Origin of the sequence: Lysinibacillus sp. NPDC056232, from assembly GCF_042267565.1 — a bacterium.
Lineage (GTDB): Bacteria > Bacillota > Bacilli > Bacillales_A > Planococcaceae > Lysinibacillus.
In genome coordinates this window covers 127,626-152,055 of the sequence record NZ_JBHJTF010000005.1, presented here as the reverse complement: position 1 = coordinate 152,055, position 24,430 = coordinate 127,626, and the positions used below count along the sequence as shown (strand labels likewise).

26 protein-coding genes are annotated in these 24,430 nt (G+C 37.1%); 1 reads left to right on the top strand and 25 read right to left on the bottom strand.

The genetic code is table 11. From position 1 onward, the window contains the following. Positions 1-145: 145 nt before the first annotated feature. The 10 genes from ACFCYJ_RS06175 to ACFCYJ_RS06130 all read right to left on the bottom strand — a co-directional run bounded on the left by ACFCYJ_RS06175 (position 146) and on the right by ACFCYJ_RS06130 (position 7,928). Positions 146-292: a helix-turn-helix domain-containing protein gene (locus ACFCYJ_RS06175; protein WP_376072096.1), complete on the bottom strand. Its 147-nt coding sequence runs from the start codon at positions 290-292 to the stop codon at positions 146-148. A 277-nt stretch (positions 293-569) separates the two neighbouring features. Next, positions 570-905, bottom strand: a complete 336-nt coding sequence (locus ACFCYJ_RS06170) for a DMT family transporter (protein ID WP_376072093.1) — start codon at positions 903-905, stop codon at positions 570-572. 14 nt (positions 906-919) lie between these two features. Then, the gene (locus ACFCYJ_RS06165) at positions 920-1,246 is read right to left on the bottom strand and encodes a DMT family transporter (protein ID WP_376072090.1); all 327 of its coding nucleotides are present in this window, start codon (positions 1,244-1,246) and stop codon (positions 920-922) included. Between the two features lie 5 nt (positions 1,247-1,251). Beyond that, positions 1,252-1,782 (bottom strand): TetR/AcrR family transcriptional regulator, encoded by a 531-nt coding sequence (locus tag ACFCYJ_RS06160; protein WP_376072088.1) that lies wholly within the window; start codon positions 1,780-1,782, stop codon positions 1,252-1,254. 130 nt (positions 1,783-1,912) lie between these two features. Then, on the bottom strand, positions 1,913-2,125 hold the full coding sequence (locus tag ACFCYJ_RS06155; RefSeq protein WP_376072085.1) for a helix-turn-helix domain-containing protein: 213 nt from the start codon (positions 2,123-2,125) through the stop codon (positions 1,913-1,915). Positions 2,126-2,136: 11 nt separating this feature from the next. Further along, entirely contained in the window at positions 2,137-2,775 is a 639-nt protein-coding gene (locus tag ACFCYJ_RS06150; RefSeq protein ID WP_376072082.1) for a DUF2975 domain-containing protein, read from the bottom strand. A 341-nt stretch (positions 2,776-3,116) separates the two neighbouring features. Then, positions 3,117-4,385 carry a DUF5068 domain-containing protein gene (locus ACFCYJ_RS06145; protein WP_376072080.1) on the bottom strand — a complete coding sequence of 423 codons (1,269 nt, stop codon included), beginning with the start codon at positions 4,383-4,385 and terminating at the stop codon, positions 3,117-3,119. A 582-nt stretch (positions 4,386-4,967) separates the two neighbouring features. Next, positions 4,968-5,273 (bottom strand): hypothetical protein, encoded by a 306-nt coding sequence (locus ACFCYJ_RS06140; protein ID WP_376072077.1) that lies wholly within the window; start codon positions 5,271-5,273, stop codon positions 4,968-4,970. A gap of 182 nt (positions 5,274-5,455) precedes the next feature. Beyond that, positions 5,456-6,970 carry an ABC transporter permease/substrate-binding protein gene (locus ACFCYJ_RS06135; protein ID WP_376072074.1) on the bottom strand — a complete coding sequence of 505 codons (1,515 nt, stop codon included), beginning with the start codon at positions 6,968-6,970 and terminating at the stop codon, positions 5,456-5,458. Continuing rightward, positions 6,963-7,928: an ABC transporter ATP-binding protein gene (locus tag ACFCYJ_RS06130; RefSeq protein WP_376072072.1), complete on the bottom strand. Its 966-nt coding sequence runs from the start codon at positions 7,926-7,928 to the stop codon at positions 6,963-6,965. The genes ACFCYJ_RS06135 and ACFCYJ_RS06130 overlap by 8 nt, the downstream gene beginning before the upstream one ends. 596 nt (positions 7,929-8,524) lie before the next feature. Here ACFCYJ_RS06130 and ACFCYJ_RS06125 point away from each other — a divergent pair. After that, the gene (locus ACFCYJ_RS06125; RefSeq protein WP_376072069.1) at positions 8,525-9,283 is read left to right on the top strand and encodes a glucosaminidase domain-containing protein; all 759 of its coding nucleotides are present in this window, start codon (positions 8,525-8,527) and stop codon (positions 9,281-9,283) included. 48 nt (positions 9,284-9,331) lie between these two features. Here ACFCYJ_RS06125 and ACFCYJ_RS06120 read toward each other — a convergent pair whose 3' ends face one another. The 15 genes from ACFCYJ_RS06120 to ACFCYJ_RS06050 all read right to left on the bottom strand — a co-directional run bounded on the left by ACFCYJ_RS06120 (position 9,332) and on the right by ACFCYJ_RS06050 (position 24,209). Continuing rightward, positions 9,332-10,003: a hypothetical protein gene (locus ACFCYJ_RS06120; protein ID WP_376072066.1), complete on the bottom strand. Its 672-nt coding sequence runs from the start codon at positions 10,001-10,003 to the stop codon at positions 9,332-9,334. A gap of 130 nt (positions 10,004-10,133) precedes the next feature. Beyond that, positions 10,134-10,949, bottom strand: a complete 816-nt coding sequence (locus tag ACFCYJ_RS06115; protein ID WP_376072063.1) for an NlpC/P60 family protein — start codon at positions 10,947-10,949, stop codon at positions 10,134-10,136. Further along, a complete protein-coding gene (locus tag ACFCYJ_RS06110; protein WP_376072060.1) occupies positions 10,946-11,731 on the bottom strand; it encodes a serine hydrolase in 786 nt (261 codons plus the stop codon). Before ACFCYJ_RS06110 ends, ACFCYJ_RS06115 begins: the two co-directional genes overlap by 4 nt. A 7-nt stretch (positions 11,732-11,738) precedes the next feature. Beyond that, entirely contained in the window at positions 11,739-12,671 is a 933-nt protein-coding gene (locus ACFCYJ_RS06105) for a S66 peptidase family protein (RefSeq protein WP_376072058.1), read from the bottom strand. Beyond that, positions 12,668-13,615 (bottom strand): ATP-binding cassette domain-containing protein, encoded by a 948-nt coding sequence (locus tag ACFCYJ_RS06100; RefSeq protein ID WP_376072055.1) that lies wholly within the window; start codon positions 13,613-13,615, stop codon positions 12,668-12,670. Before ACFCYJ_RS06100 ends, ACFCYJ_RS06105 begins: the two co-directional genes overlap by 4 nt. Beyond that, the gene (locus ACFCYJ_RS06095) at positions 13,605-14,669 is read right to left on the bottom strand and encodes an ABC transporter ATP-binding protein (protein ID WP_376072052.1); all 1,065 of its coding nucleotides are present in this window, start codon (positions 14,667-14,669) and stop codon (positions 13,605-13,607) included. Before ACFCYJ_RS06095 ends, ACFCYJ_RS06100 begins: the two co-directional genes overlap by 11 nt. Positions 14,670-14,675: 6 nt before the next feature. Further along, positions 14,676-15,650: an ABC transporter permease gene (locus tag ACFCYJ_RS06090; RefSeq protein WP_376072050.1), complete on the bottom strand. Its 975-nt coding sequence runs from the start codon at positions 15,648-15,650 to the stop codon at positions 14,676-14,678. Continuing rightward, entirely contained in the window at positions 15,650-16,594 is a 945-nt protein-coding gene (locus ACFCYJ_RS06085) for an ABC transporter permease (RefSeq protein WP_376072047.1), read from the bottom strand. The genes ACFCYJ_RS06090 and ACFCYJ_RS06085 overlap by 1 nt, the downstream gene beginning before the upstream one ends. A gap of 198 nt (positions 16,595-16,792) precedes the next feature. Further along, entirely contained in the window at positions 16,793-18,616 is a 1,824-nt protein-coding gene (locus tag ACFCYJ_RS06080; RefSeq protein ID WP_376072181.1) for a peptide ABC transporter substrate-binding protein, read from the bottom strand. A gap of 198 nt (positions 18,617-18,814) precedes the next feature. Continuing rightward, a complete protein-coding gene (locus ACFCYJ_RS06075) occupies positions 18,815-19,879 on the bottom strand; it encodes a dipeptide epimerase (protein WP_376072045.1) in 1,065 nt (354 codons plus the stop codon). A 23-nt stretch (positions 19,880-19,902) separates the two neighbouring features. After that, positions 19,903-20,697 carry a M55 family metallopeptidase gene (locus tag ACFCYJ_RS06070; RefSeq protein WP_376072042.1) on the bottom strand — a complete coding sequence of 265 codons (795 nt, stop codon included), beginning with the start codon at positions 20,695-20,697 and terminating at the stop codon, positions 19,903-19,905. An 86-nt stretch (positions 20,698-20,783) separates the two neighbouring features. Beyond that, positions 20,784-20,999 (bottom strand): M15 family metallopeptidase, encoded by a 216-nt coding sequence (locus tag ACFCYJ_RS06065; RefSeq protein WP_376072040.1) that lies wholly within the window; start codon positions 20,997-20,999, stop codon positions 20,784-20,786. A 213-nt stretch (positions 21,000-21,212) separates the two neighbouring features. Further along, positions 21,213-21,581, bottom strand: coding sequence for a M15 family metallopeptidase domain-containing protein (locus ACFCYJ_RS06060; protein WP_376072037.1), 369 nt, complete (start codon positions 21,579-21,581; stop codon positions 21,213-21,215). 884 nt (positions 21,582-22,465) lie between these two features. Beyond that, positions 22,466-23,509, bottom strand: coding sequence for a DmpA family aminopeptidase (locus ACFCYJ_RS06055; protein ID WP_376072034.1), 1,044 nt, complete (start codon positions 23,507-23,509; stop codon positions 22,466-22,468). A gap of 1 nt (position 23,510) precedes the next feature. Next, positions 23,511-24,209, bottom strand: coding sequence for an aspartate/glutamate racemase family protein (locus ACFCYJ_RS06050; RefSeq protein ID WP_376072032.1), 699 nt, complete (start codon positions 24,207-24,209; stop codon positions 23,511-23,513). Positions 24,210-24,430: the final 221 nt, after the last annotated feature.

The window sequence follows — 24,430 nt, the reverse complement described above, 5'->3', positions numbered from 1 at the left end:
ATCAAATATAGATTAAATCTATCTTCCTAGTAATTTAATAAAAAAGTAGAACTTTCAAATGAGAAATGACTTACAGTAATTCATTAATTCTTTCAATTAATCCTATCAAGGCAACAATTGTAGGTATAGTCGGTGGTGTAGTTGCTTATAGAAAATTAGGAGGGCAGTAATAGGAGTGATTGGAGGGGAATCGGTTTTCGTTAGGGAATTTGCCTGACCGTATCCAACGTTTAATAGTTTCTTCGTGCTTACCTAATAAGTCAGCCACTTCTTTTACTTTATATTCTTTCAAGCTATTGCTCCAAACAGAATGTATATTTTAGGAATATACGTTCTGTTTGGAGCAACATTCAATCGCTGTAACTATTTGCATCATCAGAGTTGTTTTGTGGTAGTAAATGAGTTCATTTAGAGGGCTAATAAACAAAAAAGTACACCACTAAATATAAGTGATGTACTAATTATTTAAAATAATATGTGACATTAAAAACAACGCCTTGATATTACTAACTTGTAATACATTCACTTGTCTTTAATTTTACAGAATAGGACGTTTTCCTTTTTGAATGTTATGTTGTCACATTATGATGGTCTCCCTGATTTAGAAGAATAACACCACCAATAATTAGTGTAATTCCGGTTGCTGTGTAAAGATTAAAAATATCTCCCCATACAACGATTCCGACAATTACTGTTAGTGCTGTACCTATACCTGACCAAATGCCGTATGCAAGGCTTAATGGCAACGTTTTTAAGCAAAGGGATAAAGAATAAAACGAAATCCCATAACCTATTACGACAGCTATGGATGGACCTAGAATTGTAAATGCCTCTGAAAACTTAAGCATCGTCGTTGCAATTACTTCACTAACAATGGATAACGCTAAAAATAGATAACCCTTCATTTACAAATTCCTCCTTAATGTCCGCTTCCAGCAAGGTTAAGTATGACTACACCGATAATAATTAACAGAATACCCATAAGCTTTTTTATATTAAATAATTCCTTATAAAAAACTACACCGATGATCGCCGTTAGCGCCGTTCCTATTCCTGCCCATATCGCATATGCAGTACCAATTGCTAAAGATTGTAATGTTAGAGAAAAGAAATAAAAAGCCGTTCCATATCCAACCACTACACCAATTGAAGGGAATAATCGTTTAAAGCCATTTGTAAGTTTCAGCATCGAGCTTGCAAAAACTTCTGCGATAATTGAAATAGATAAAAAACCAAGAGCACTCATGTATGTTAGTCCTTCCTTGTCATGTGCATTAATTGTTCAAAGACACCATCTGTTGCCTTAGCAGAAATCGGTGCGATATTTAATAGTTTTGAATAATACAATCCATCAATTGTTAACCGAATTAAATGAACAACGGTGGCCTCTAAGCCATCCTGAAACAACTCTTCAAATAAACATTCATAATCTGTTGAGATGGATGAATGGTCATTTTGCAATATTTGAATCGCAATATTTAAAGATGCCCCATCTGCAAGATCTTTTTGAGAAGCTAAAATAAACGCTCTCGACAGTCTCCCAGTCCCTTGCTCAAAACTTGCTAGATGTTCATAGGATTGTATAACCTCGTTTAAAATCATTTCAGCAATTGCTGTTTGAAGGGCATCCTTCGTATTAAAATGATACAGTAAACCGCCCTTACTGATGTTCGCCCTATTTGCAATTTTATCTAAAGTTAAAGTGCTTAATTCATTGTCCTTTAAATACTCAATCGCCGTTTGGATAATATGTGATCGTTTTAAATCTGCTTTTGATGACACACAATCCCCCCTATCAAAGCAAAAAGAACCGTCCAGACGGTCTTTTTTATTTTATAGTTCTTAATTTTACTTCGTCAATTACCATGCAAAAAAATCGAAACCCGAATAGCATTCACTCTTCGGGCCACTGTTATTCTTCATCGTCTATATACTCCAAAATATCTCCTGGCTGGCAGTCCAATGCCTTACAGATCGCATTCAACGTAGAAAAGCGCACGGCTCTAACCTTTCCAGTTTTTAAGTTGGATAGATTGACAATCGACACATCTACTTTTTCTGCTAACTCACTAAGCTGCATTTTTCGATCAGCCAACATTCGATCTAATCGAATAATTATCGTCATTTTTTCACTTCCTAAGCTGTTGCATCATATTCATCTTGTAAAAACGCACCATATCGGAATACACGTGCTATCGTCCAAATGACTAATCCACATAATAGTAATGTCCAATTAATTCCGGCGAAGTGAAAGCTTATTCCTTTGACCAAACCTGTACCTACTAACAGCTCACCTAATTTAGTTTGTTCAATAACTGTATAGGCAATGTACGTTCGAAATGTATCTACTGTCAAGCCTAATACCACTACAGTGTAAGCGATCCATTCTATTTTTCTACTATTCTTTTCCGAAAAAATAATTCCTTTACTTAAATTAATTAACAGATTTCTTACTTGGACAACGATAAATAATAATAATCCTATGTATATTGTAGCAGTAAATAGTAATTTCACGACATGCATTTTCGTATACTGAATATTTTCCGCTACCTTATCTGCTAATTCCATTTCCATCCCTTCAAAATGAACAAAAGCTGTTATATTCCCCTGTACCAAAAAATCATTTACACTATTCTCCGGCACAAACATTACCCCTGCAAATAATACGCCTATCATAGTAAGTACAAAAATGATTAAAACCATCAAGATTGTGAAAATTGAACGTAACCCTTTTGTTAAAAATAGAAATTCTTTACTTTGGAGTATTTGTTCCATTCCAAGCATCCCCTCTCTTATTGTTAATTATACAGCTCACTTTATCCTTTTCAATAATTAATTAATGTTTATCATTAAAAATGTATTGTTCAATTTTAATTCCCTCATACATACTGAATTAGGTATACTATGACAAAAAGCAAAAGTTACAACATTGAAAGAGATGGTCAGTAATGGAATCTTTACATACAGAATGATCTTGCAAATGGATCAAAAGAGGAGGAAGCGGCTCGAACCTCTTCTCCTCTTTTAAAACGACACTACATTCACAGATATTCCCTTGATTATTTAGTTTTTCAACACGATGAAGCCCTCTCAATTTACGAGAGGGCTCTTGCCATTTATCTTGGTAATGTAAATGTTTCTTTTTTACCTTTAGAAGTATCCTCTGCTCCTTTATTTCGGATAGGACCCAATTCGATGTCAAAGGCTTTATCTTTCCAAATTTTTTCATATTGTTCTTGGTCTAATACGTATACTTGTAATAGCTCGCCAGTTTCACCAGCTTTAATCACTTCATTATAATTGTAATTTAATAGCATACCTTCGCTTAATGCATATTGTGAGCCATCATTAACTGATAGTTTTGAAGACATAGAAGATAAGCCAATTTCACTAGTAGCTTTATTTTCCAACTTAAATTTCACTGTTAATAAAGTGACACCATTCGTGAAATTAGAGAAACGAGGCGCTTCTACCTCATTAGGTGTAAATTGTGTAAACTGATACCCTTCTAGAATAGCATTTACATCCCCTATTTTCTTACTTTCATTAATGTCGCTTTTTTCCTTCAGCATCTTCTTTTCGCCCATATTGTCCAATGTTACTTTATCTTGATAAAATGACGAATTACTAGATACTTTTTTAGAACCATCCGTATTTAAAGCAAGATTAAATCTTCCATCTGAACCAATTGTAGAGCCGAAATTTTCTTTTTCAGTAAACGGTTTTGGAACCATTACTGTTACTGTGCCCAGTTCATTGATTTTTGCTAAATCTGTTTCACCGAAAGGATAAGCGATATACCCTGTTACCTCTTCACCTGCTTTTAACAAATAATCTGTTTTGTAGCCTAGTTTTGTTGGTAATTGATTTTCTTCAGGAATTAAATCTTTATAATTCGAATAATCTTTCGTTGCACCCGTAAAAGTAACACTTAGCGTAGGCATATAATAAACATCTTTATCCATATCATTCTTCACTGTATATTTAGCTAAAATGACACCACCATTAGTTTGTTCACCAAATGGAATATTAAAATCTGTATGGAAATCCTTTAATTCCACTACTGAATATGCATCAAGTGAAATTGAAACGTCTTCCATTTTATGTACTTGTGGTTCATTGTTTTCAAAAAGAACTTTAGTCTTCCCTTGAGTTTCCTTTTCCATATAAGAAATTAAAGAAGCGAAGTCAGCTGAACCTTTAGTTGATTCTTGATCTTTTTTAGGTTCTTCCTTTTGGACTTTATCTTTATCTTGTCCTTTTTCCTCCTGTGTTTTCTTAGGTTCATCGTCTTTCTTTGTTTCGTCCCCGTCTTTTCCACAACCACTAAGAATGATTGAAGTCGATAAAAGTAGCGAAGACATTAAAATTAAACTCTTTTTCATTTCTTCCTCCAAGATGCATCTTTAAATTTTTTGGCTCAACTGTAAAAACAAAGCAATTTTCCGAGAGCTGATACCCATTTTAATCCACATTTAGTTCCAAAACAACTTACACTGGAAAAAATTATACTATTGAAGTAATGGATATCCAAATATTGTTTATTGAATAATTCAATCTTATTTTTCAATTTCCATTATTTTTCATATTCAATCTTTTTTTAGTTGCTTTCTTCGAATAATAATTATCAATGTACTAAAAAAGCTAGATCTCTCTTAGTTATTAGAAAGTAAGTATAATATACCTAAGAACATAGTCACATATACGAGCATGTCTTTTCACCTTCGCGTCATTGCGTGGTCATTGCAGATATACATTGTCGCTTTCGCACAGATATACATTGCACTGGCGGTTCGGTTGATGGGGAGAAAAAACTAAAAGTTAAGTAAATAACAACCTAATTGACACTTATTTTAACAGGAAGTTAGGAACATAAACGACAGAAAAAAACGCTCAGATTACTGAGCGTTTTTATTTGTGTAATAATCTTTAACCTAATTGAATTAAAGCTCCATTTGACGAAGGTATTAAGTATCACCATAGTATTCTGCAAAATGTAAAAATCCAAATTTCCTCACAAGAAAGTTTCTTAATTCTCCCTGAGTAGCCTTTTCTATTGGAGGATTTGTTAAAGTGTATGCTTTGGCATTTAATTCAGCGAATTTATCTTGATCTACTTCATTATGTTCTTTATCTTCAATAATTCCTGAAGAAATTGCCGCTTTTGGATACCCCATAAAAAACACATGTGTTCTCAATGCCGTACTTGGTGTTGTATGCAACAATATAATTACAACCAAAAAAGAAACAATAATGATAACTTTTTTCTTCAAGTCACCGCTTCCCCCCAATTGAGGTTAATATTATAAAATACTTTAAGATAAATTTCCTATCATATCAATAAACTAGTATGCATTAAAAAGCTAACTACCTTAAATTGTGTCCCCAATAAACAATATCGTTAAGAAAAGTTAAGCATCTCTTTTCTAGCTACTTATATCCTATGATTTTCGTCTTATAGCAGTCCTGCCTTTATTAAATATTCTCGTGCCACATCTTCTATATTTTTGCCTTCAACATTTACTCGATAGTTCATTTCGCGCATCTCATCATCTGTTATTTGATTTGCTAACTTATTTAAGGCTGTTTCAATCTCAGGATATGCCTCTAGCGTTTCTTTCCTTAGTAAAGGAGCTCCTTGATAAGGTGGGAAAAGTTGCTGATCATCTGTTAAAACTTGTAGATGATATTGACGGATTTCACTATCCGTTGAATAAGCGTCTAATAAATCTATATTTCCTGATTCGATTGCCTGATATCTAAGCTTTGGTTCCATCGTTGTTATGTTGGACAGTGTAATACCATAACGCTTTTGAATGCCCAAATAACCATCTTCTCGATCATTAAATTCCAACGTGAAGCCAGCTTTTATCGTTTCTTGAATAGATTTAATGTCAGAAATTGTTTGCAAATGATAGGCTTCCACTATTTGCTTCGATACTGCCAATGCATACGTATTGTTATAGTTCATCGGACGAAGCATCACCATGTCAAATTTATTCAGCATTCCTTCTTTCGCCTGATGATAAACATCTTCCTGATTATTATTGATGGCTTCCTCTTTTAAAAACTCTGAAATTGCCGTTCCAGTAAATTCTGGATAAATATCGATGCTGCCAGATTTAAGGGCATTAAATACAAAGGAAGTCTTACCAAGCCCAGGTTTTAATTGCACCTTTAAGTCTGTATCATTTTCGATAAGCAATTTATACATATTAATAAGAATCTCTGGCTCAGCGCCAAGCTTTCCTGCAATGACAATTTCTTCTTTTTCTTTGAAGTTAAGTAGTGGAAAGATCATCATTACTAATGCTACAATGCTAATCATGCTCAATGCAGTAATTGTTTTTTTAAACGACAGTGATGTTAGCTTTTTCAGTAAGAAGTCGAACACTAATGCTAAAATCGCGGCAGGAACAGCCCCAATAATAATTAGAGCTGTATTATTGCGGTCAATACCAAGCAAAATGATATCTCCTAATCCCCCAGCTCCGATTAATGCTGCTAATGTTGCTGTTCCAACGATTAATACCATAGCTGTTCTAATCCCCGCCATGATAACAGGCATAGCAAGAGGCAACTCTACTTTCACTAATCGCTTTCGCGTATTCATCCCCATCGCCATCGCCGCTTCTTTTAAAGATGGATCTACTTCATTGATTCCCGTAAACGTATTACGTAAAATCGGAAGAAGTGCATAAACAACTAAGGCAATAATTGCCGGTACTTTGCCGATGCCAAACAACGGAATCAATAACCCTAATAACGCTAATGAAGGAATCGTTTGTAAAACTGCACTCATACCAATAATAGTTTCTGCGATTTTCTTTTTATTTGTTAAATAGATCCCTAGAGGAATAGCAATCACCACTGCAAGAAATAGTGCAATGAAGGAAATTTGAATATGCTCTAATAAAGATGCCAATAACTGGCCTTTTCGTTCGCTCAACACGTCAAAAAAATTAGCCATTTATAGTACCTCTTTCTAAGGAATCCTGTGCTAAATACTGAAGCATGGATGTTCTTGTGACAACGCCAATTATTTCCCCTTGATCTTCCACACCTAAACATTCATAATGAGCTAATTTTTGAAGAATGGTCTGTAAAGAATCCTTGGTGGAAATGGTGTTCTCTTGATTTCTTTGATTATTCTCATCTGCAATAGGTTCAATTACAGCTTGGATATTGAAAGTATTCACCCCATACTCTTTTACCCCAATAAATTCTCGAACAAAATCATTAACAGGATTTTCTATGATTTCTTGTGGAGTACCAATCTGCACAATCTCTCCATCCTTCATTACGCATATTCGATCACCAAGTTTTAAGGCTTCTTGCATATCATGCGAAACAAAGACAATCGTTTTTTGTATCGTTTGCTGAAGCTCAAGAAGATCATCTTGTAATTTTGTGCGGCTAATCGGATCTAAAGCACTAAAAGGCTCGTCCATTAAAATGATTTCGGGGTCGGCTGCTAATGCACGAACAACACCGACCCTTTGTTGCTCACCACCAGAAAGTTCTGTTGGCTTACGCTGACTATATTTATCTGGTTCAAGTCCTACCATATCTAATAGCTCACGAACTCGTTGCTGGATTTGCGATTTACCCCATTTCTTCAATTCAGGCACAACAGCTATATTTTCTTCAATCGTCATATGAGGAAAAAGCGCAATTTGTTGAAGGACATAGCCGATATTCCATCGCAATTCATGAATGTTGTAATCACTAATTCTTTTACCGTTAATTCGAATAGTTCCTTCCGTTAAATGAATTAATCGATTAATCATCTTTAATAATGTTGTTTTCCCACAGCCACTAGGTCCAATAAGAACAAAAAATTCTCCCTTTTTGATCTCTAAATGAATAGCTTTCACTGCGACTTGGTCATTTACATATTTTTTTGTGACATTTTCAAATGCTATCATTGTATAAGCTCCTTTTTTAGAGAGACATCATCTTACTTTCTATTATTCACCGACTAAATGGCTCTTCTGCAAAACGAGGGGGTGATTTCCGTTCCGGCCGAGCGCTTTCCTTGATCTTTTGAGAACACACTATGTAAATTAGCTTAATGTTTTAATATAGAAATAAACTACTATTTTAATCCACTTCATTTCATATACGTTATGCATAGTAGGTCTAGAACTAACACTTTTTTTAAGATACACCGTGTTCCTATATATATTTCACTATCTAAAGTCATTTCAAACTTATTTTTTGTTTTATATCAAAACGTTGGTCCTCTTGACGCTCTACTCTATTTGTCTCATAATTTTCATAGAAAATCGTATACTGTTTTTGAGTACGTATAACTACTATTCAATCTCCTTTCATTTCTAAAATGTGCTGGAAATTAAGGAACTAAATGAAGGGTTTTATCGTTCTATGAATGATATACTCTACAAAAGAAAACATGACTTTATTTCTATTAATGACTCTGGAATAATTAGAAATATATGAATTTCGTTATTAAAAAGAAAGGAGGAAGGGAGATGTTGTAATCTACCAACATCAATGAACAATGAAATACTTACTTAATTTTTTCAAAGGACTTATGATTGCTATTATTGTTATTTGTATTTCGTTTTTTATGGTGACGCAGCTATTCAATACTAATGAGACTGTAGAGCCTGCAGTTGTTGCTGATAATCCTAGTGTAGAAGAGTTTATTGGCTCAATTGCTGAAATTGCTCGGAAACTAGGTGCCGAAAATGACTTGTATGCATCGATTATCATTGCGCAAGCCGTTTTAGAAAGTGAGCATGGACAAAGTGGCCTTGGATCTGCACCAAATAACAATTTATTTGGTATGAAAGGTAGTTACCAAAATAACTCCGTAACATTTGAAACATCCGAGGATGATGGATCAGGTAATATGACAACGGTGATGGCTCAATTCCGCAAGTATCCTTCCTATGAAGCATCTTTACAAGATTATGTGAAATTAATGCGTAATGGGGTTTCATGGGATAAAAATTTCTATGCAGGCGTTTTTAAAAGCAATGCGAAGTCCTATACAAATGCTACAAACTTTTTAACAGGCTCCTATGCAACAGATTCACAATACAATGAAAAACTTAATGCACTAATAGCAAAGTATGATTTACAACAGTATGACAGCCCTGTCAAAGATAAAAAAACAATTACTGTAGCTGATGGTGACTCTCTTATGCATATTGCAGAGGCTCATAATGTTAAAGTTACGTCCATCAAACAATGGAATCAGCTTCGATCTGATAGACTTGAAGCCGGTCAGCAATTAAATATTTATAAATACTAATGTAAAAAATCTCCACGTTCAAATTTTGACATGGAGATTTTTTTTATATTAACTTATTAATCTGTGAATCACTGTTTCTATATCAAAGACACGTTTGTTTAAAGCGTAAGTCCTATCTTCCACCTGCTGAGCAATTTTTTCAGTAAACTCACCTAAATGTTCAACAATGTTTTTCTGAAGCTCAGCTTGTCCAATTTTAAGTTCATACACATCACCCTTAAGTACATGTACATCACTTTTAAGTTCATGCACATCATCCTTAAGTACGTGTACATCACTTTTAAGTTCATGCACATCATCCTTAAGTACGTGTACATCACTTTTAAGTTCATGCACATCATCCTTGAGTACCTGTACATCACTTTTAAGTTCATACACATCACCCTTAAGTACGTGTACATCACTTTTAAGTTCATGCACATCACTTTTAAGTTCTTGCACACCATCCTTAAGTACATGTACATCACTTTTAAGTTCATGCACATCATCCTTAAGTACATGTACATCACTTTTAAGTTCATGCACATCATCCTTAAGTACATGTACATCACTTTTAAGTTCATGCACATCATTTTCAATTTTATCTAAGCGCTGGTCAATTCCGTCAAATCTTTGATCAATAGTCTCAAAACGTTGGTCAATTCCGTCAAGTCGCTTATGCACTGGTGTCAATTCTTCTTTTAAAACGGAACGTAACAACTCTTTTAACTCTAGATTCAATTCTTATCCCCCAATCCTCTAAATTTTGATTTCATTATAGCATAATGCAAATAGGTTATCTCTATCAATAATTTCCCGATTCATCTCAAAAATTGAAAAAGAGAAGCCACGTCAAGCTTCTCTACACTTTTTATTTAAATAAGCTACCCACAGCGGTAATAGATGTCGCCAAATCTTTTCGATATTGCTGATGCTGTTTGTCCAGACTATTAATATTAACCTCATTACCGCCAAGCGAAGAATGTACATAAAGGTTGTCGCCTATATATAAAGCCATATGACCTGGGAAGTATAATAAATCACCCTTTTGTATGTGCTCTAGAGATATTTCCTTGATAGGAAAACCTTCAACGATTTCGGCATCACGATATATATACACACCGTTTAGCATATACGCCATTGAACATAGACCTGAGCAATCAATACCTAGCGGTGATTTCCCTCCCCAGCGATAGGGTGTTGCTAAATAGCTAAGCGCTATTTGGACCACATTTTCTCGTATTTGTTGCTCAGATAAGCTGTTTTCTGGAATTTTTTCTTGTAGCCATTGTCTACGTACATAACCGATCTCCCCCGACACTAATTGTACTGCTGCCCATTCTGGATCTATTTCCTCCATAGCGAGCGAACAGATGATGGAACCTTTAACGAGCGTCTTTATTTTCGCACTCTGAATTCGAGGCTGCAGCAAAACATCGGCGAAGCTTTGGTTAATAAAATGGTTTGCTTCTTGTCGCCAAGTATCTGTTCTTGTTTTATCAACTATGAAGTTAGCCTTTTTGCAATAACCTTCATAGCGATATGCGGTTTGGATGCGTACCCAGCTCTCATCTATATCTTCTATGATTTGAACCGTCATCCCGTATAGTACCTCATCCACTAATTCTGAGGCTTCATCTGGCTTTGCGTGTAAATTGGCGATCATGGACTTCACAATGGCATTCATTCTATCAGCTCCTTCCGCTTCACCAAGTACTCGTAAACAACTTTGGAAATACGACCAATTAGCTGCCTTGCATGATCATTATTCGTAACCTCTGTTACGAAAACGCCAATGAGATAATCCCCAGAGCTGCTGTACACAATCCCAGCATCATGATCTACCGTATCAAGACCACCTGTTTTATGAGCGAGTTTCACATCATCTACTAAATAACGACTTAATGATTCGTGTATACGTTGACGACTTAAAATATCTAGTGTTAGCTCACTAAATGCCGATGACAACAAGTCCCTGCGATAAATTCGTGAAAATAGCAGTGCCATATCACTTGCCGACGTTGTATTATCAAAGCCTTTTTCAAGCCTTTCAAAATCCATCATCTTCCGTTGTATGATTGTTTGCTTAAGCCCAATTTGACGAAAATAATGATTGAGTGCATCCATCCCTAGAAAATCGATTAATACATTTGTTGCTGTATTATCACTCGTAATAATCATCCATACTAAAAGCTCATAGATGGTACTTTGCTCTAAACGCTGCTCACTAATGACACTAAAATCAACCCATGCTTCGGGTGCTATCTGTAGCTCTTGCTCTAATGATTGGTTGTTGCTTTCTAAATAATGCAGAATAGCTAGCAGTATAGGCACCTTAATTAAGCTAGCACTAGAAAACGCGTCTTCTAGCTTTTCACTAATGAAAAATTGCTCAGTCTTACAATCTTTCACAAACATATGGACTTTATAAGGTGCATTTTGAAGAATCTCTGTTATCGTTTGCTTCATATGTCACCTACTCTATAACTTTTATCATCTGATTCTCCGTGTCCATTGTGATCGTTCGACCAAGTGGCAGTGACATCGTTGGTAAGATGTGACCGCAAGCTATGTCCTTTATGATAGGTTTATGGAGTGGACCTAAAATTTCTTGGAAAATTGTTTGTAGGGATAGGCTATGCTCTGGATGTTTTGGATTTTCTGGACCACAATTTGTCCAAGCCCCTAATAAGATACCTGCCACCTCATCTAGTTTGCCTGCTAATTTTAGCTGCGTAAGCATCCGATCAACACGTTGCTCACTCTCGTCTACATCTTCTAAAAATAATATTTTGCCCTTTGTCTCAATTTCATAAGGTGTGCCAAGAGATGCGGTAACTAATGTTAAGTTCCCACCAATAAGCTGCCCTGTCGCTTTTCCAGCTGCAAGCGTTGTCATTGTACGTCCAGGTGGATTTTCAAGACAGTAACCCGTACGTTCTGTTGCTGTCACACTTTCGATAAAGGAATTCCATGTATATGGATCCATCTCTGGCCGAATAAATTCTGTAGAGGGCATTGGTGTATGATACGTGACAAAGCCACATGTTTGGTTAAAAGCGATATGTAATGCCGTCACATCGCTATAGCCAGCAAATACTTTCGGGTTTGCCTTGATCATATCGAAATCCAGAAGCGGTAAAATTTTCGTCGCTCCATAACCTCCACGTATGCAGAAGATGCCGTCAATAGTGGAGTCTCTAAACATTTGATTAACTTCAGAGGCTCTTAGTTCATCAGAACCTGCTAAGTAGCCGTGCCTAGCCCGACACGTTTCCCCAGCAACAACTTTAAAACCTAATTTTTCAATACTTTTAACGGCAGGGAGAAATTTTTCAGGCGGTGTTGCACCCGAAGCACTTATAAGACCAATTGTGTCACCTTTTTTCAATGCCTTTGGGCAAATCATTTGCTAACCTCCATTTTTAGTGAAGTTCGGTAACTTTCCAATTCCTCTTCATTGGCCAAAACAAAATGACCTTCTTCTATTTCGATAAATGACGGTGGCTGAATGTCATAGTTGTGCTGTGATGGATCATAGATTTCTACGACTTTATCACGCTCCTTATAAGGATTGGGCTCAGGTACTGCTGATAATAACGCCCTTGTATATGGATGAAGGGGATTAGAAAACAGCTTTTCTGTCTCAGCTAGCTCAACAATGTTCCCTTTATAAATAACAGCCGTTCGATCCGTAATAAATCGGACTACCGATAAGTCATGCGCAATGAATAAATAGGTTAAATCATTTTGCTGCTGGAGGTTTGCTAGTAAATTTAATACTTGTGCACGAATGGATACATCTAATGCTGAAATTGGTTCGTCAGCAATAATAAATTCTGGCTCCATTACTAATGCACGTGCAATGCCGATACGCTGACGCTGTCCTCCTGAAAATTCATGTGGGAAACGACTAGAAAACTCCGGTAATAATCCAACATTTAATAATGCATCGCGTACCTTCTGTTGACGATCAGCCTCATTTTTGAAGTTTTTTGTATTCATGAGTCCCTCGGAAATAATATAGTCTACCTTTGCACGTTCATTTAGCGATGCCATAGGATCTTGAAAAATCATTTGGATTTTCTGTGTAATTTCTCGATCCCACTCTTTCGATATTTTGCCATTAAGCTTCTTACCGTGATATAGTATTTGTCCTTCGCTGACTTCATTGATACGCATAATCGCTCGGCCGATTGTTGTTTTCCCAGATCCTGATTCACCTACTAAACCGAACGTTTCACCTTTGAAAATATCGAAACTAACATCATCAATAGCTGTAAATTTATTTTTACCTTTACCAAAAACAACCTTTAAATTTTTCACCTCGACTAACACTTCTTTATGACTCATGCGCGTATCGTCTCCCTTCTGCGAAAAAGGCTTGTAGCGCTTCAGGGGGCTCTACTTTTGGAGCAAGTGGATCCAATAGCCATGTACGAGCATAATGTGTGTCACTCACCTGAAAAAATGGGGGACGCTCTACAAAATCAATCTTTAACGCATATTGATTGCGAGGTGCAAAGGCATCTCCTTTAATGTCTTGAAAAAGATTGGGTGGTGTACCTTTGATGGAATAAAGCTGCTGCCCTTTTGATCCTAGTTGCGGCAATGATGAAATGAGTGCCCAAGTATAGGGATGCTTGCCATTAAAGAAAATTTCATGAGTCTTTCCTATTTCAATGACATCACCTGCGTACATAACTGCAATACGGTCGGCAACCTTCGCCACAACGCCTAAATCATGCGTTATATAAACGGTTGTTAGTCCATATTTTTGTTGGAGATTTTTTAGAAGCTGTAAAATCTGTGCTTGAATTGTTACATCTAATGCAGTTGTTGGCTCATCACAAATTAAAATTTTCGGTTTACATGCTAGTGCAATAGCGATGACGATTCGTTGACGCATGCCACCGGAAAATTCGTGAGGATATTGCTTATAGCGCTTTTCCACATTGTGAATGCCAACATCTTTTAACAATTTTAATGTTTCTTCATATGCTGCTTTCCCCTTTAAGCTTTGATGTAAATGAACACATTCTTCGATTTGCTTGCCAATCGTTTTCAGCGGATTTAATGATGTCATTGGATCCTGTGTCACCATTGCCACTTCTTTTCCACGAATGCTTAGCCACTCCTTCTCGGTTCTAAACTGCGCCAAATCCTGATCATTGTAGAGGATCTGCCCCTGATCAATGTAGCCATTTTTATCGAGCAAGCCCATGATTGATTTCATGAGAACGGATTTTCCTGAGCCTGATTCGCCAACGATCGCAAGACTTTCACCTTTGTATAAATCAAGGGAAATATTACGAATGGCCGTTAGCACTCTGCCACGAAGTGTAAATTTAATGACAAGGTTTTGGATAGTTAAAATAGGTGATTTAGTTTGTGTCACTTCCATCATCCCCCTTTATACGTGATTTTTCGGATCTGCTGCATCTGCAAATGAATTTCCTATAATATAAAATGCAATCGTAATGATGCTTAATACAATACTTGGGAAAATAAGCTGATATCTTAATTCTGGAGACATCATGAGCACGCGGCCTTCATTGATTAAATTCCCTAAAGAAGGCTCACTAATCGGTAGTCCTAATCCGATGTATGTTAAAAAGACTTCCGAGCCTATTGCAAATGGTATAGCTAAACTCATTCGTAGCATAATGACAGAAATGAGATAGGGTAATAGATTTTTTAAGATAATTCGGTAATCAGGTGTTCCTAAACATTTTGAGGCTAAGTTATATTCACGATCTCGTAAAATCACAATTTGATTGCGTATAAACCTTGCCATTTCTACCCAGCCAGTAATACACATGGCAATAATAATCGTTGAAATACTTGGTCGCAAAATATAGGACATTAAAATAAGTACGATGGTCGTCGGTATGTTATCAACGACGTTGTAAAGCTGTGTGATGGGTAACTCTAATTTACGCGAAAAGCCCCAAAGTGTACCGACTGTAATACCAACGATAGCCTCTACTAAAGCAACGACACAGCCAATAAATAACGAGGTTCTTGTCCCTGCCCAAATACGTGACCATAAATCCTGCCCTATGGAATTTGTCCCAAACCAAAATTCTGCATTTGGTGCAATATTACGTGCTTGGAGGCCTGTCTGCTCATCTAAATATATTTCAGTCGGTGATTTTTGCGCTGGTAAATACGGCTGTAAAATGGTGAAACCTACGATAATAAGGACGCCAACTAATAAAAAGACAGCGATGCGATTTTTCAAAAAGGATTTCCATGTTGAACGCCAATAGGAATAATTAGAATAGGCTGTTTCTTCAGCTTGACGTTCATCTACTTCCGCAAACTCGAACAATGTTTCACGTGATTTGTTTGATATATTGTTTATTTCTTCAGAATACATTCCCATTAACGTACACTCTCCCCTTTCCCTAATTTAATCCGTGGATCAACAAGGGCCATTGCAATATCACCTAAAATGAGTCCGATAATTCCAAGTGAAGAGAAAACAAGCACTAAGCCTTGTACAATCGTATTATCCTGTCGCTGTATAGCATCTACGAGTAAGCCCCCCATCCCAGGAATGGAATATAAGGATTCAATGTAGATGGAACCTGTAATAGTAAAAAGAATAGTTGCTGGTAAATACTGTGCCATCGGAATAAAAGCGTTTCGTAGTACATGTTTAAACATTAATGTACGCTCTTTAACTCCTTTTGCTCTCGCTAGCTTAATATAATCTTTGTTTAGTTCATCCACCATATAACGGCGCATCCACATGGCATAGGAAGCAGTCGGCGCTAGTGCCATTGAAGTAAGTGGTAAAATCCAAGTAACGGGATTATACTCATCAAAAAGCATTGGTAAATGAAAAATTTCTGTAATATACATTTGAATGACTAAATAATAAACGGCGGCTGGCACTGCAACAACAATGACAATATAGCCAGTTCCCAAACGGTCCAACCAGCGCCCCTTCATCTGTGCCATCAATATTCCGAGCGGAACCCCAATTAGAAGGGATAGCACAACCGCACCTAAACCAAATAACAAGGAATACATGATCTTATCTGCAATAATCGTGACGACTGGTACATCTGTCCGATATGTAACGGATTTACCTAAATCACCTTGAAACAGATTCGTGTAAAAGTTCCCCAATTGTACAAGTAATGGGTCACGCAAACCTAAATTCGTTAAATATATCTCTTGTTGAGCAGGTGACATCTTATTCGCTGCTGCCCCTAAATAACCTTCTTCAGGCATTAATCGTAATAATGAAAAAACAATCGTAATAATAATAAACAGTGTTAAAACTGATTGTAATAAACGTTTACCTATATACCATAGCATCACTTCATCCTCCTTCTTAAGAAAGACTAAAGGAGATCCCGACTTTTCTTTTTCGGTATCTCCTTCATCAATACTCATTGCTTTTGAACATTTAAATTGAATGGAGCAATTATGTTTTTTTCAGCATTAACTACCCTAAAGTCCGATTGTTTCAACTAACAATCATGGGGACAAAGATAAAAATGATTGAATTTTCAATTATTTCGCCACTTTAGCTAACGCATCCGCACGTTCTTGCTCCCACTTCGCTAAAGCTTCTTTAAACTCATCGTTACTCATTGGTTTGTCTAAAATATGCTGACCTTTAAATTTCTCGGAAGTCACGCCAAATGGAGAATATTGCGCCTCAAATGGATTTAATTTAGAAGCAACATAGCCACTACCCCCTACTGAATAAGGGATGACAAATGCCTCATCAATTAAGAACGCTTCTGCTTTAGCAAACAATTCATAACGTTTGGCTGCATCGATTGTCGCTTTTGCTTCGTCCACTAAGTTTTGATATTTTGATTTTCCATTTGCTTCTGTATAACCTTCAGCTAGCTCTGGTTTATTATAAGTACCGTCTGCAGTGAATGGATCCGTATACGTTGAAGGATCAGCGTAGTCTGGACCCCAGTTTGCTTCTAGTAATGCAAATTTACCAGGTTTACGAACCTCTGATAAAAAGCCTGTTGATGGTCCTGCTTCTATAATAATGTCTACATAATCAGTACCTAATAATTTTTCAAGCTGTTGTTCAACTACTTGTGAACGATTTGCCCAATCTGGACCGCCGGAGTTATAAGGCATTAACACTTTTATTGGGAAAGTTACTTTTCCTTCTAGCGCTTTTTTCGCTTTTTCCTTATATTCCAATGCCATCTCCTTGTTGAAGGAGTCATTTTTTGAAATATCAGCTAACGGTGCTAACTGTGTATAGTCAACCCCCTCCACATTGACAAAGTTTTTAGGAGTAATTGTGTTGCTAAGCAAATCTTTTGGATTATAAGGTTCTAAAGTTAGCATTGCAGATACACGGTCGAGCGCATGGAACAATGATTTTCGGAAATCTTTATTATTGACCGCTTTCTTCCAATTTTCAGGCTCATATTCCGCATCAAATTGTGGGTTAAAGTTTAATGCATAGAAATACGTATAGAAGTTATTTTGTGTTTGTCGTATTTGTGATTTTTTCTTTTCGTCTTTAAACCACTCATCAATAATAGAAGTTGGAATACTCGCTGAATCGACTTCTCCTCGTAAAAATAATTCTGGTTCTACTGTAGCCGCTTCTTTATTGTATTTATAGCGAATACGATCAATCAGTACGTTTTCTTTATCCCAATATTTATCATTTTTCACAAGTACTCGCTCATTTTGCGGTTCAAATTTATCTAAAATAAAGGATCCATTATAAAGGAAATTTTCACGCATTGTACCAAAACTATCACCTTTTTCTGCTATAAACTTACCATTAACCGGGAAGAAGCAGACATAGTTCAACATAGAAAGGAAATAAGGTGTAGGCGTTTCCAAAGTGTATTCTACTGTATGTTTATCTATTGCCTTTATGCCAACCTTCGTAAAATCTGTCATATCACCGTTATAGAAGGCTTCCCCATTTTTTACGACCGTCGCAATCCAAGCTGTTGATGATTCATTTTTTGCATCAAGCACATAATGTAAGCCATCTACAAAATCTTGAGCAACAACATCTGCATACTCTTTACCGTCATGTGTCATCCACTTTGCATCGTCACGAAGCTTGAACGTCCAAACGGTAGCATCGTCATTTGATGACCATTCTTTGGCTATACTTGGTTGTACAACACCATACTTATCATACTCAATTAATCCATCAATCAAGTTCGCTGCTACAGCAAACTCATTGGTTTCAGAGGTCTTTAAGTAATTTAACGTTTTTATTTCCCCCGAATAAACAACACGATACTCTGATTTTTTTTCATTTGAAGAATCGTCACTACAGGCTGCACAAAGCATTACGACAAGACTCGCGAGAAGTAACCAATACCTTTTCATCATAAGCATCCCCCTAGTAATCTAATTTATCTCGCAGAAACTGGCAGAAATTGATCTGTACCGTCAGCGAAAGCGTCAGGTACAAGACGCCCACTTCAAGATTCAAAACATATAAGTGGGGAGATCAACTGCCCGTAAAAACCATTTTGGTGAAGACTAACAATCAGTGGGGAATGAGACCTTCCCTACTAACCTAAATTATGAAAATCCTATCCCAGCTGCATCCGTCATCCTAATGCGTTCATTTTCAAATATTGGCCCACCGGCAATAGGATCTTTCAAACATAAACTAGGTCCATCTAAATCTATCATCGTGATATTTTTCTGTGATGCGGCAAAATGTGCAGCAGCACTTACGCTAATTTTTGTCTCTAGCATACAGCCAATCATGCATGGTATGTCGTTTGCCTCCGCAATATGGCATATTTTCTGTGCTTGATAAATGCCTCCTGTTTTCATGAGCTTAATATTAATCAAATCCGCAGCTCGCTTTTCAATAATTGTATAGGCATCTTTTGCAGTGAAAACACTTTCATCCGCCAAAATATTTGTCAATGTATTAGCCGTCACGAATTGCATTCCTACTAGATCATGGCAATGAACAGGCTGCTCAACCAATTCAACATTTGCACCTGTATCTTCCAGTGCACCAATAATTTGTACAGCTTGCTTCGGTGTCCAGCCCTGATTCGCGTCCACTCGTAATGTTATGGCGTGTCCAACTGCATCACGAATAGCAATAACTCGCTTTACATCACCTGCTGGATCTTTCCCCACCTTGATTTTTAAAATTTGAAAACCTCGTTGTACAGCGGCTATACTATCCTTCACCATTTCTTCAGCATCATTTACACTTATCGTAATATCTGTTATTAATTCTTTCCGATAGCCCCCTAATAATTTATACAGCGGTGTTTGATAGCGTTTAGCAAACAAATCATAAATCGCCATATCTACCGCAGCTTTTGCACTGGTGTTTTGATAAATACTGTTGTCAATTCGCTCCATGATTTCTGTCAATTCTTCAATATCCATTCCGATAATAGCTGGCTTAATATACTCTTCTATAGCGTGAGAAATAGACCCTAGTGTTTCACCAGTAATGGCTGCGGTCGGTGCCGCTTCACCGATGCCTATTTGCCCATTATCTGCATGGACATAGACAGCAATATTGTGAATGCTATGCACTGTTCTTAAAGCTGTTTTAAACGGTGTTATAAGTGGTGCCTCTACTTTCCCTACGATAATATTTTTTATTTTCATTCATTCACCTACCTTTTCGTTGCTTATGTTAAGAACTGTAAAATTCGAAGCACCTCATAAAAATCATCCGTTACGAATTCCACTGTATTATGTGGTTTAAACGTAGCATTCGGATAGAACGAGTTTCGATATGCCCGCGTATGATCACGATAAATGATTTCCACTACAAAGCGCTCTGGTAATGTCACTTGTAAATCTTCACGTGCCACCTTCATCGAGTCCTCAACAAGTCGTTTTGTTTCCATAATCGTCAGCTGTGGACTCACGCTAATGGTCGCATTTCCTATCCCTTCTTTTGTGGCAAATGTGATGATATGATCATTGATCGATTGAATTTCCTCTGTTAACCCCACATCTCCACTAACAAACGAAACTGGAACACCATGCAAAGCAGCCGCGTACGTATTAATTAAAAATTCACTCGCGTACTCCCCATTAATTTTCACATCCGCAAAAACACAAAGTGTATGTGCTAAAGGATTCCGCGCACTTCCCCCTTTACTGTGATAGCCAATAAAAATGGCGCGATCAAAGCTCTTATCAAGTCCCGCAACCATACACATCGGGTCATACGTCCAACCTCGAATAACCTTGCAGTTTACTGGTAAATTAGATATATCAAGATTACGTGCTGAATCATGAGCATCCTTTAATAAAATTTCGGTTGCTCCACCAAGAATAGCCCCCTCAATAGCGGCTTCTACTTCCTTTGTCATTTGCTTTTGAAAAAACTGATAATCTGGCGCGTTTAGCTCCGTCTCACTCCAAGCAGTTGTGCCAGTAATCCCTTCAATATCTGCACTAATATAGACCTTCATAGAAATCGAAACTCCTTTACTTTATTGTCTTTGATCATTGCTTCCACAGCTCCATAACTAGCTTCTTGCGCACCTACACGTCTTCCTCATGAAACATTATTAAAATCGTAATGCCACCATTCCTCTGAATAATTCGTAAAGCCAACCATTGTCATACAGTTATATAGAAGACGTCGATGAACACAGGCTTCCCAATCTTCCTCTGGATGTTGTTCAAAATAGCGTGTTGCAGACTTTTCACTGATTTCATCAAATGCTGAACCTAAATTTAAAGCATTGCCATCCAAATCTCCTATTGTCACATCAATCGCTCCATCTGATCAATTATGCCTTGGCATAATTGTGTCCGGAATCGGCTTTTTGCTTAGGCCTGCACGAAGCAGGTCAGTTAGCCGTTATCGCATGGATGCGATGTTTTTAGGCTAACATCCTTTATTAGCTCCTTTACGATTCTGTGACATCCGCCGGAGGCTTTAACTTCTTTCAGCGGGTGTTTTGAAACCCGCTGAAAGAAGTTAATGAGGGGCAAAATGAGCATGCTCCAAGCTAGGAAACGCAACATACTTACTCGTTTCTCTTACAACCTCTTGCTCAGTAATATGAGGAAAAAGTTGTGCTATTTGCCTTGAAAAATTCGCAAACAAAAATTGCTGCACTTGGAATGGACGATAGCCATCATATAAGATAAGACTAAAATTTTTAGGTAATAATAACAGCGCTTGTGTTAATCGCTCATATACACCCTGACGTAAATAAATAACTTGTAAACTGTTTGGTATTTTTTGATGATAGTAAATTGGCTCAATAAAAATTCTTGAATGTTCTTCTCCAATTTGAATGATCGGTTCGCCATTTTCACAAATTGTTGGTGTTGATGCCCTCATTGAAGTTTTATCTACCTCAATGGGTTGAAAAATGATGTCATGTATAGGTCACACCTCCAATTTCAGGTTTCGATAAAATTTTTAGATAATTCAGTTTTATCGAATGTATCATACCTTAAATTTATTGACCAGATAAAAAAAGAAATATGACAGAGTAATAGCTATTTTCTTCTTTTCAAACAACATACGCCAAATAATTGATGCAAGCAGTCGAACGACAATGTTTTTTCACCTATTTAAGATTTTATTCATGGATAGGGTAGAAGATTACCGAAATATAATAAAAAATGGCGAATAAGCATCTTCAAGGATTTCTTTAGTTAGAGCTTATCACCATAACGTGTGGTTGATTTCCGTTCCGACTGGGCGCTTTGTTGTTGCTGTCGCTACGCTTTCGCACAGAGCAAAGCTTCCTGGAGGTGTCCGATGAGCCGCTTCGCTCCAGGGTCTCGGGCCAACAGATGTTTTTTGCGCGAAAGCGTAGTGCTAACGTAGCGTCAGCAGCACGATGTTGGTCACGAAGGCGTTATCACAGGACGTGATGGTTTTAGCCTTCGTTCCTCTATTGCTAATCCCCAAGGAGTCGCCCAGTCTCCACTCCAATCAACTTATATGCATACGTTTTAACAAATGCATCCACTACTTTCGGTGATGAGCCTTAGTTAATAGAATCAAATTTAATTAGCAATAAAAAAACCTCCATTTTGATATTAATCAAAATGAAGGTAAACTCTCCCGGTTATTTCTACTAAAAAGGCTAACTAAATAGTATTTTATTAATATTTCACGCATTAAAGATGAGGTTTCATTTACTGAAGAATGAATAATACATTGAATAATTTTATTATCAAAGCTAAACCAGAACCAAATTGGTGGATATCGAGTTAAAATTGATACGCTTCAACCTTATGTCCATTTCTACCAACAGTAGTCTGTGCCTGAGATAGTGAATTTAAAATGGCTTCCTCTGTTGCTTCTGCTGCAGCTGCAAATAATTGATTCATGATAGGGTGATCTTCCCGTAGTTGTGTACGTGTTTCGACGAGCTGATCTGATTGGTGAGCGATATGATGGGCTGTTGTAAAGCCAATAACTATATCTCCGCTGCCATGTGAAAAATGACTGCCTGTACGTCCTAGTCCGATACCACAGCGTTTAATAACACGTGTCAGCTGACGATTACTAAGCGGTGCGTCTGTGGCAAGTACGATGATAATGGAGCCATCTGTCGGCGATAATGCCGATTCATTTTGAACATTTGAAGTAGTATATTGATGAGCTAGAAACTCTGAGCTTTGTCCGAAATTACTAAGTATCATACAACCTATCGTATAGTTTGTTGACGCGTGTGTCACGATTCGGGAAGACGAGCCAATCCCACCTTTATAGCCAAAACACATCATTCCTTTTCCGGCACCAACTGCCCCTTCCTCCGCTGTTTCATTTGATGCCTTGCGAATCGCTTCCACAGCATGCTCGGGTGTGATAGGACATTCTCGAATAGAATTTAAATAGCTATCGTTACATTCCCCGACTACGATATTAATAGTTCCTGTTGAATGACCTATTTCACTATTCGTATCTAGCATAAATTGTAGCGTTCCTTGTGTTACAGCCGGAACGCCAAATGTATTCGTGAGCATAATTGGTGATTCAATAACCCCTAGCTCATTCACCTGAACGAGCCCTGTCGTTTTCCCAAAACCATTTAGCACATAGCTTGCAGCAGTAACCTTTTGCTGAAATAAATTACCATCATGCGGTAAAATCGCTGTTACCCCTGTACAGGCATAAGCGCCTTCTTGATTCATTTTCTCATCGAGCGTTACATGACCTACACGCACGCCAGCTACATCGGTAATACAATTTTTCTCACCAGTTGATAACGTGCCAACGACGATCCCCATTTCTCGTACTTTTTTTGGCATATTAGTCCTCCTTATGAATCGCCATATATACAGCAGCCTGTGCATGTAAAACTGTTGTATCAAAAACAGGTACGTTCACATCTTCTTGTTTAATAAGTAATCCAATCTCTGTACAGCCTAATATAATTCCTTGTGCTCCTGATTGCACAAGACTCTCTATCACCTGTAAATAATAGTCCTTCGATGCTTGTTCAATTCGACCCAAGCATAATTCTTCATAAATGATACGATTGACCTCAGCGCGCTCCTTAGCAAGTGGAACAAGCACTTCAATGCCAAATTCCTCTATTCTAGCTCTATAGAAATCTTGCTCCATCGTGTACTTTGTCCCAAGAAGGGCAACTTTTTGTAAACTAGCTTTTTCTATTTGATTTGCAGTCGCATCTGCTATATGTAAAATCGGTATTGTGATCTTTGCCGCAATGATATCAATAACCTTGTGCATTGTATTTGTACAAATGATAATAAAATCTGCCCCTGCACTCTCTAGGGATTGCGCTGCTTCTCCCAGCACTTGCCCAGCCTTCTCCCACTCTCCCTCAGCTTGATAATGCTCAATTTCTTGAAAATCTACACTATACAGAATGCATTTTGCTGAATGCAAGCCTCCTAATTGTTGCTTAACCTCTTCATTCATAAGACGATAATACTGTGCAGAAGACTCCCAGCTCATTCCGCCAATCATTCCAATTGTTTTCACGCAAATTCCCCCTTTAATTTTACTATTATACTAATAATTCTAACTTAAATAAGGGAATTTTCAAAAAAGTATTAAACTTCTTTTTCCATTAACCTCCTTTTCATAACACCATGCATTTTTCTTTCGTATCATTATATTATTTTTACCTGGTAAAATTCCGATACAAAACCCATCACCCATATTTATAATCAATTGCTAACGTATAAATAGGCATCAGATAT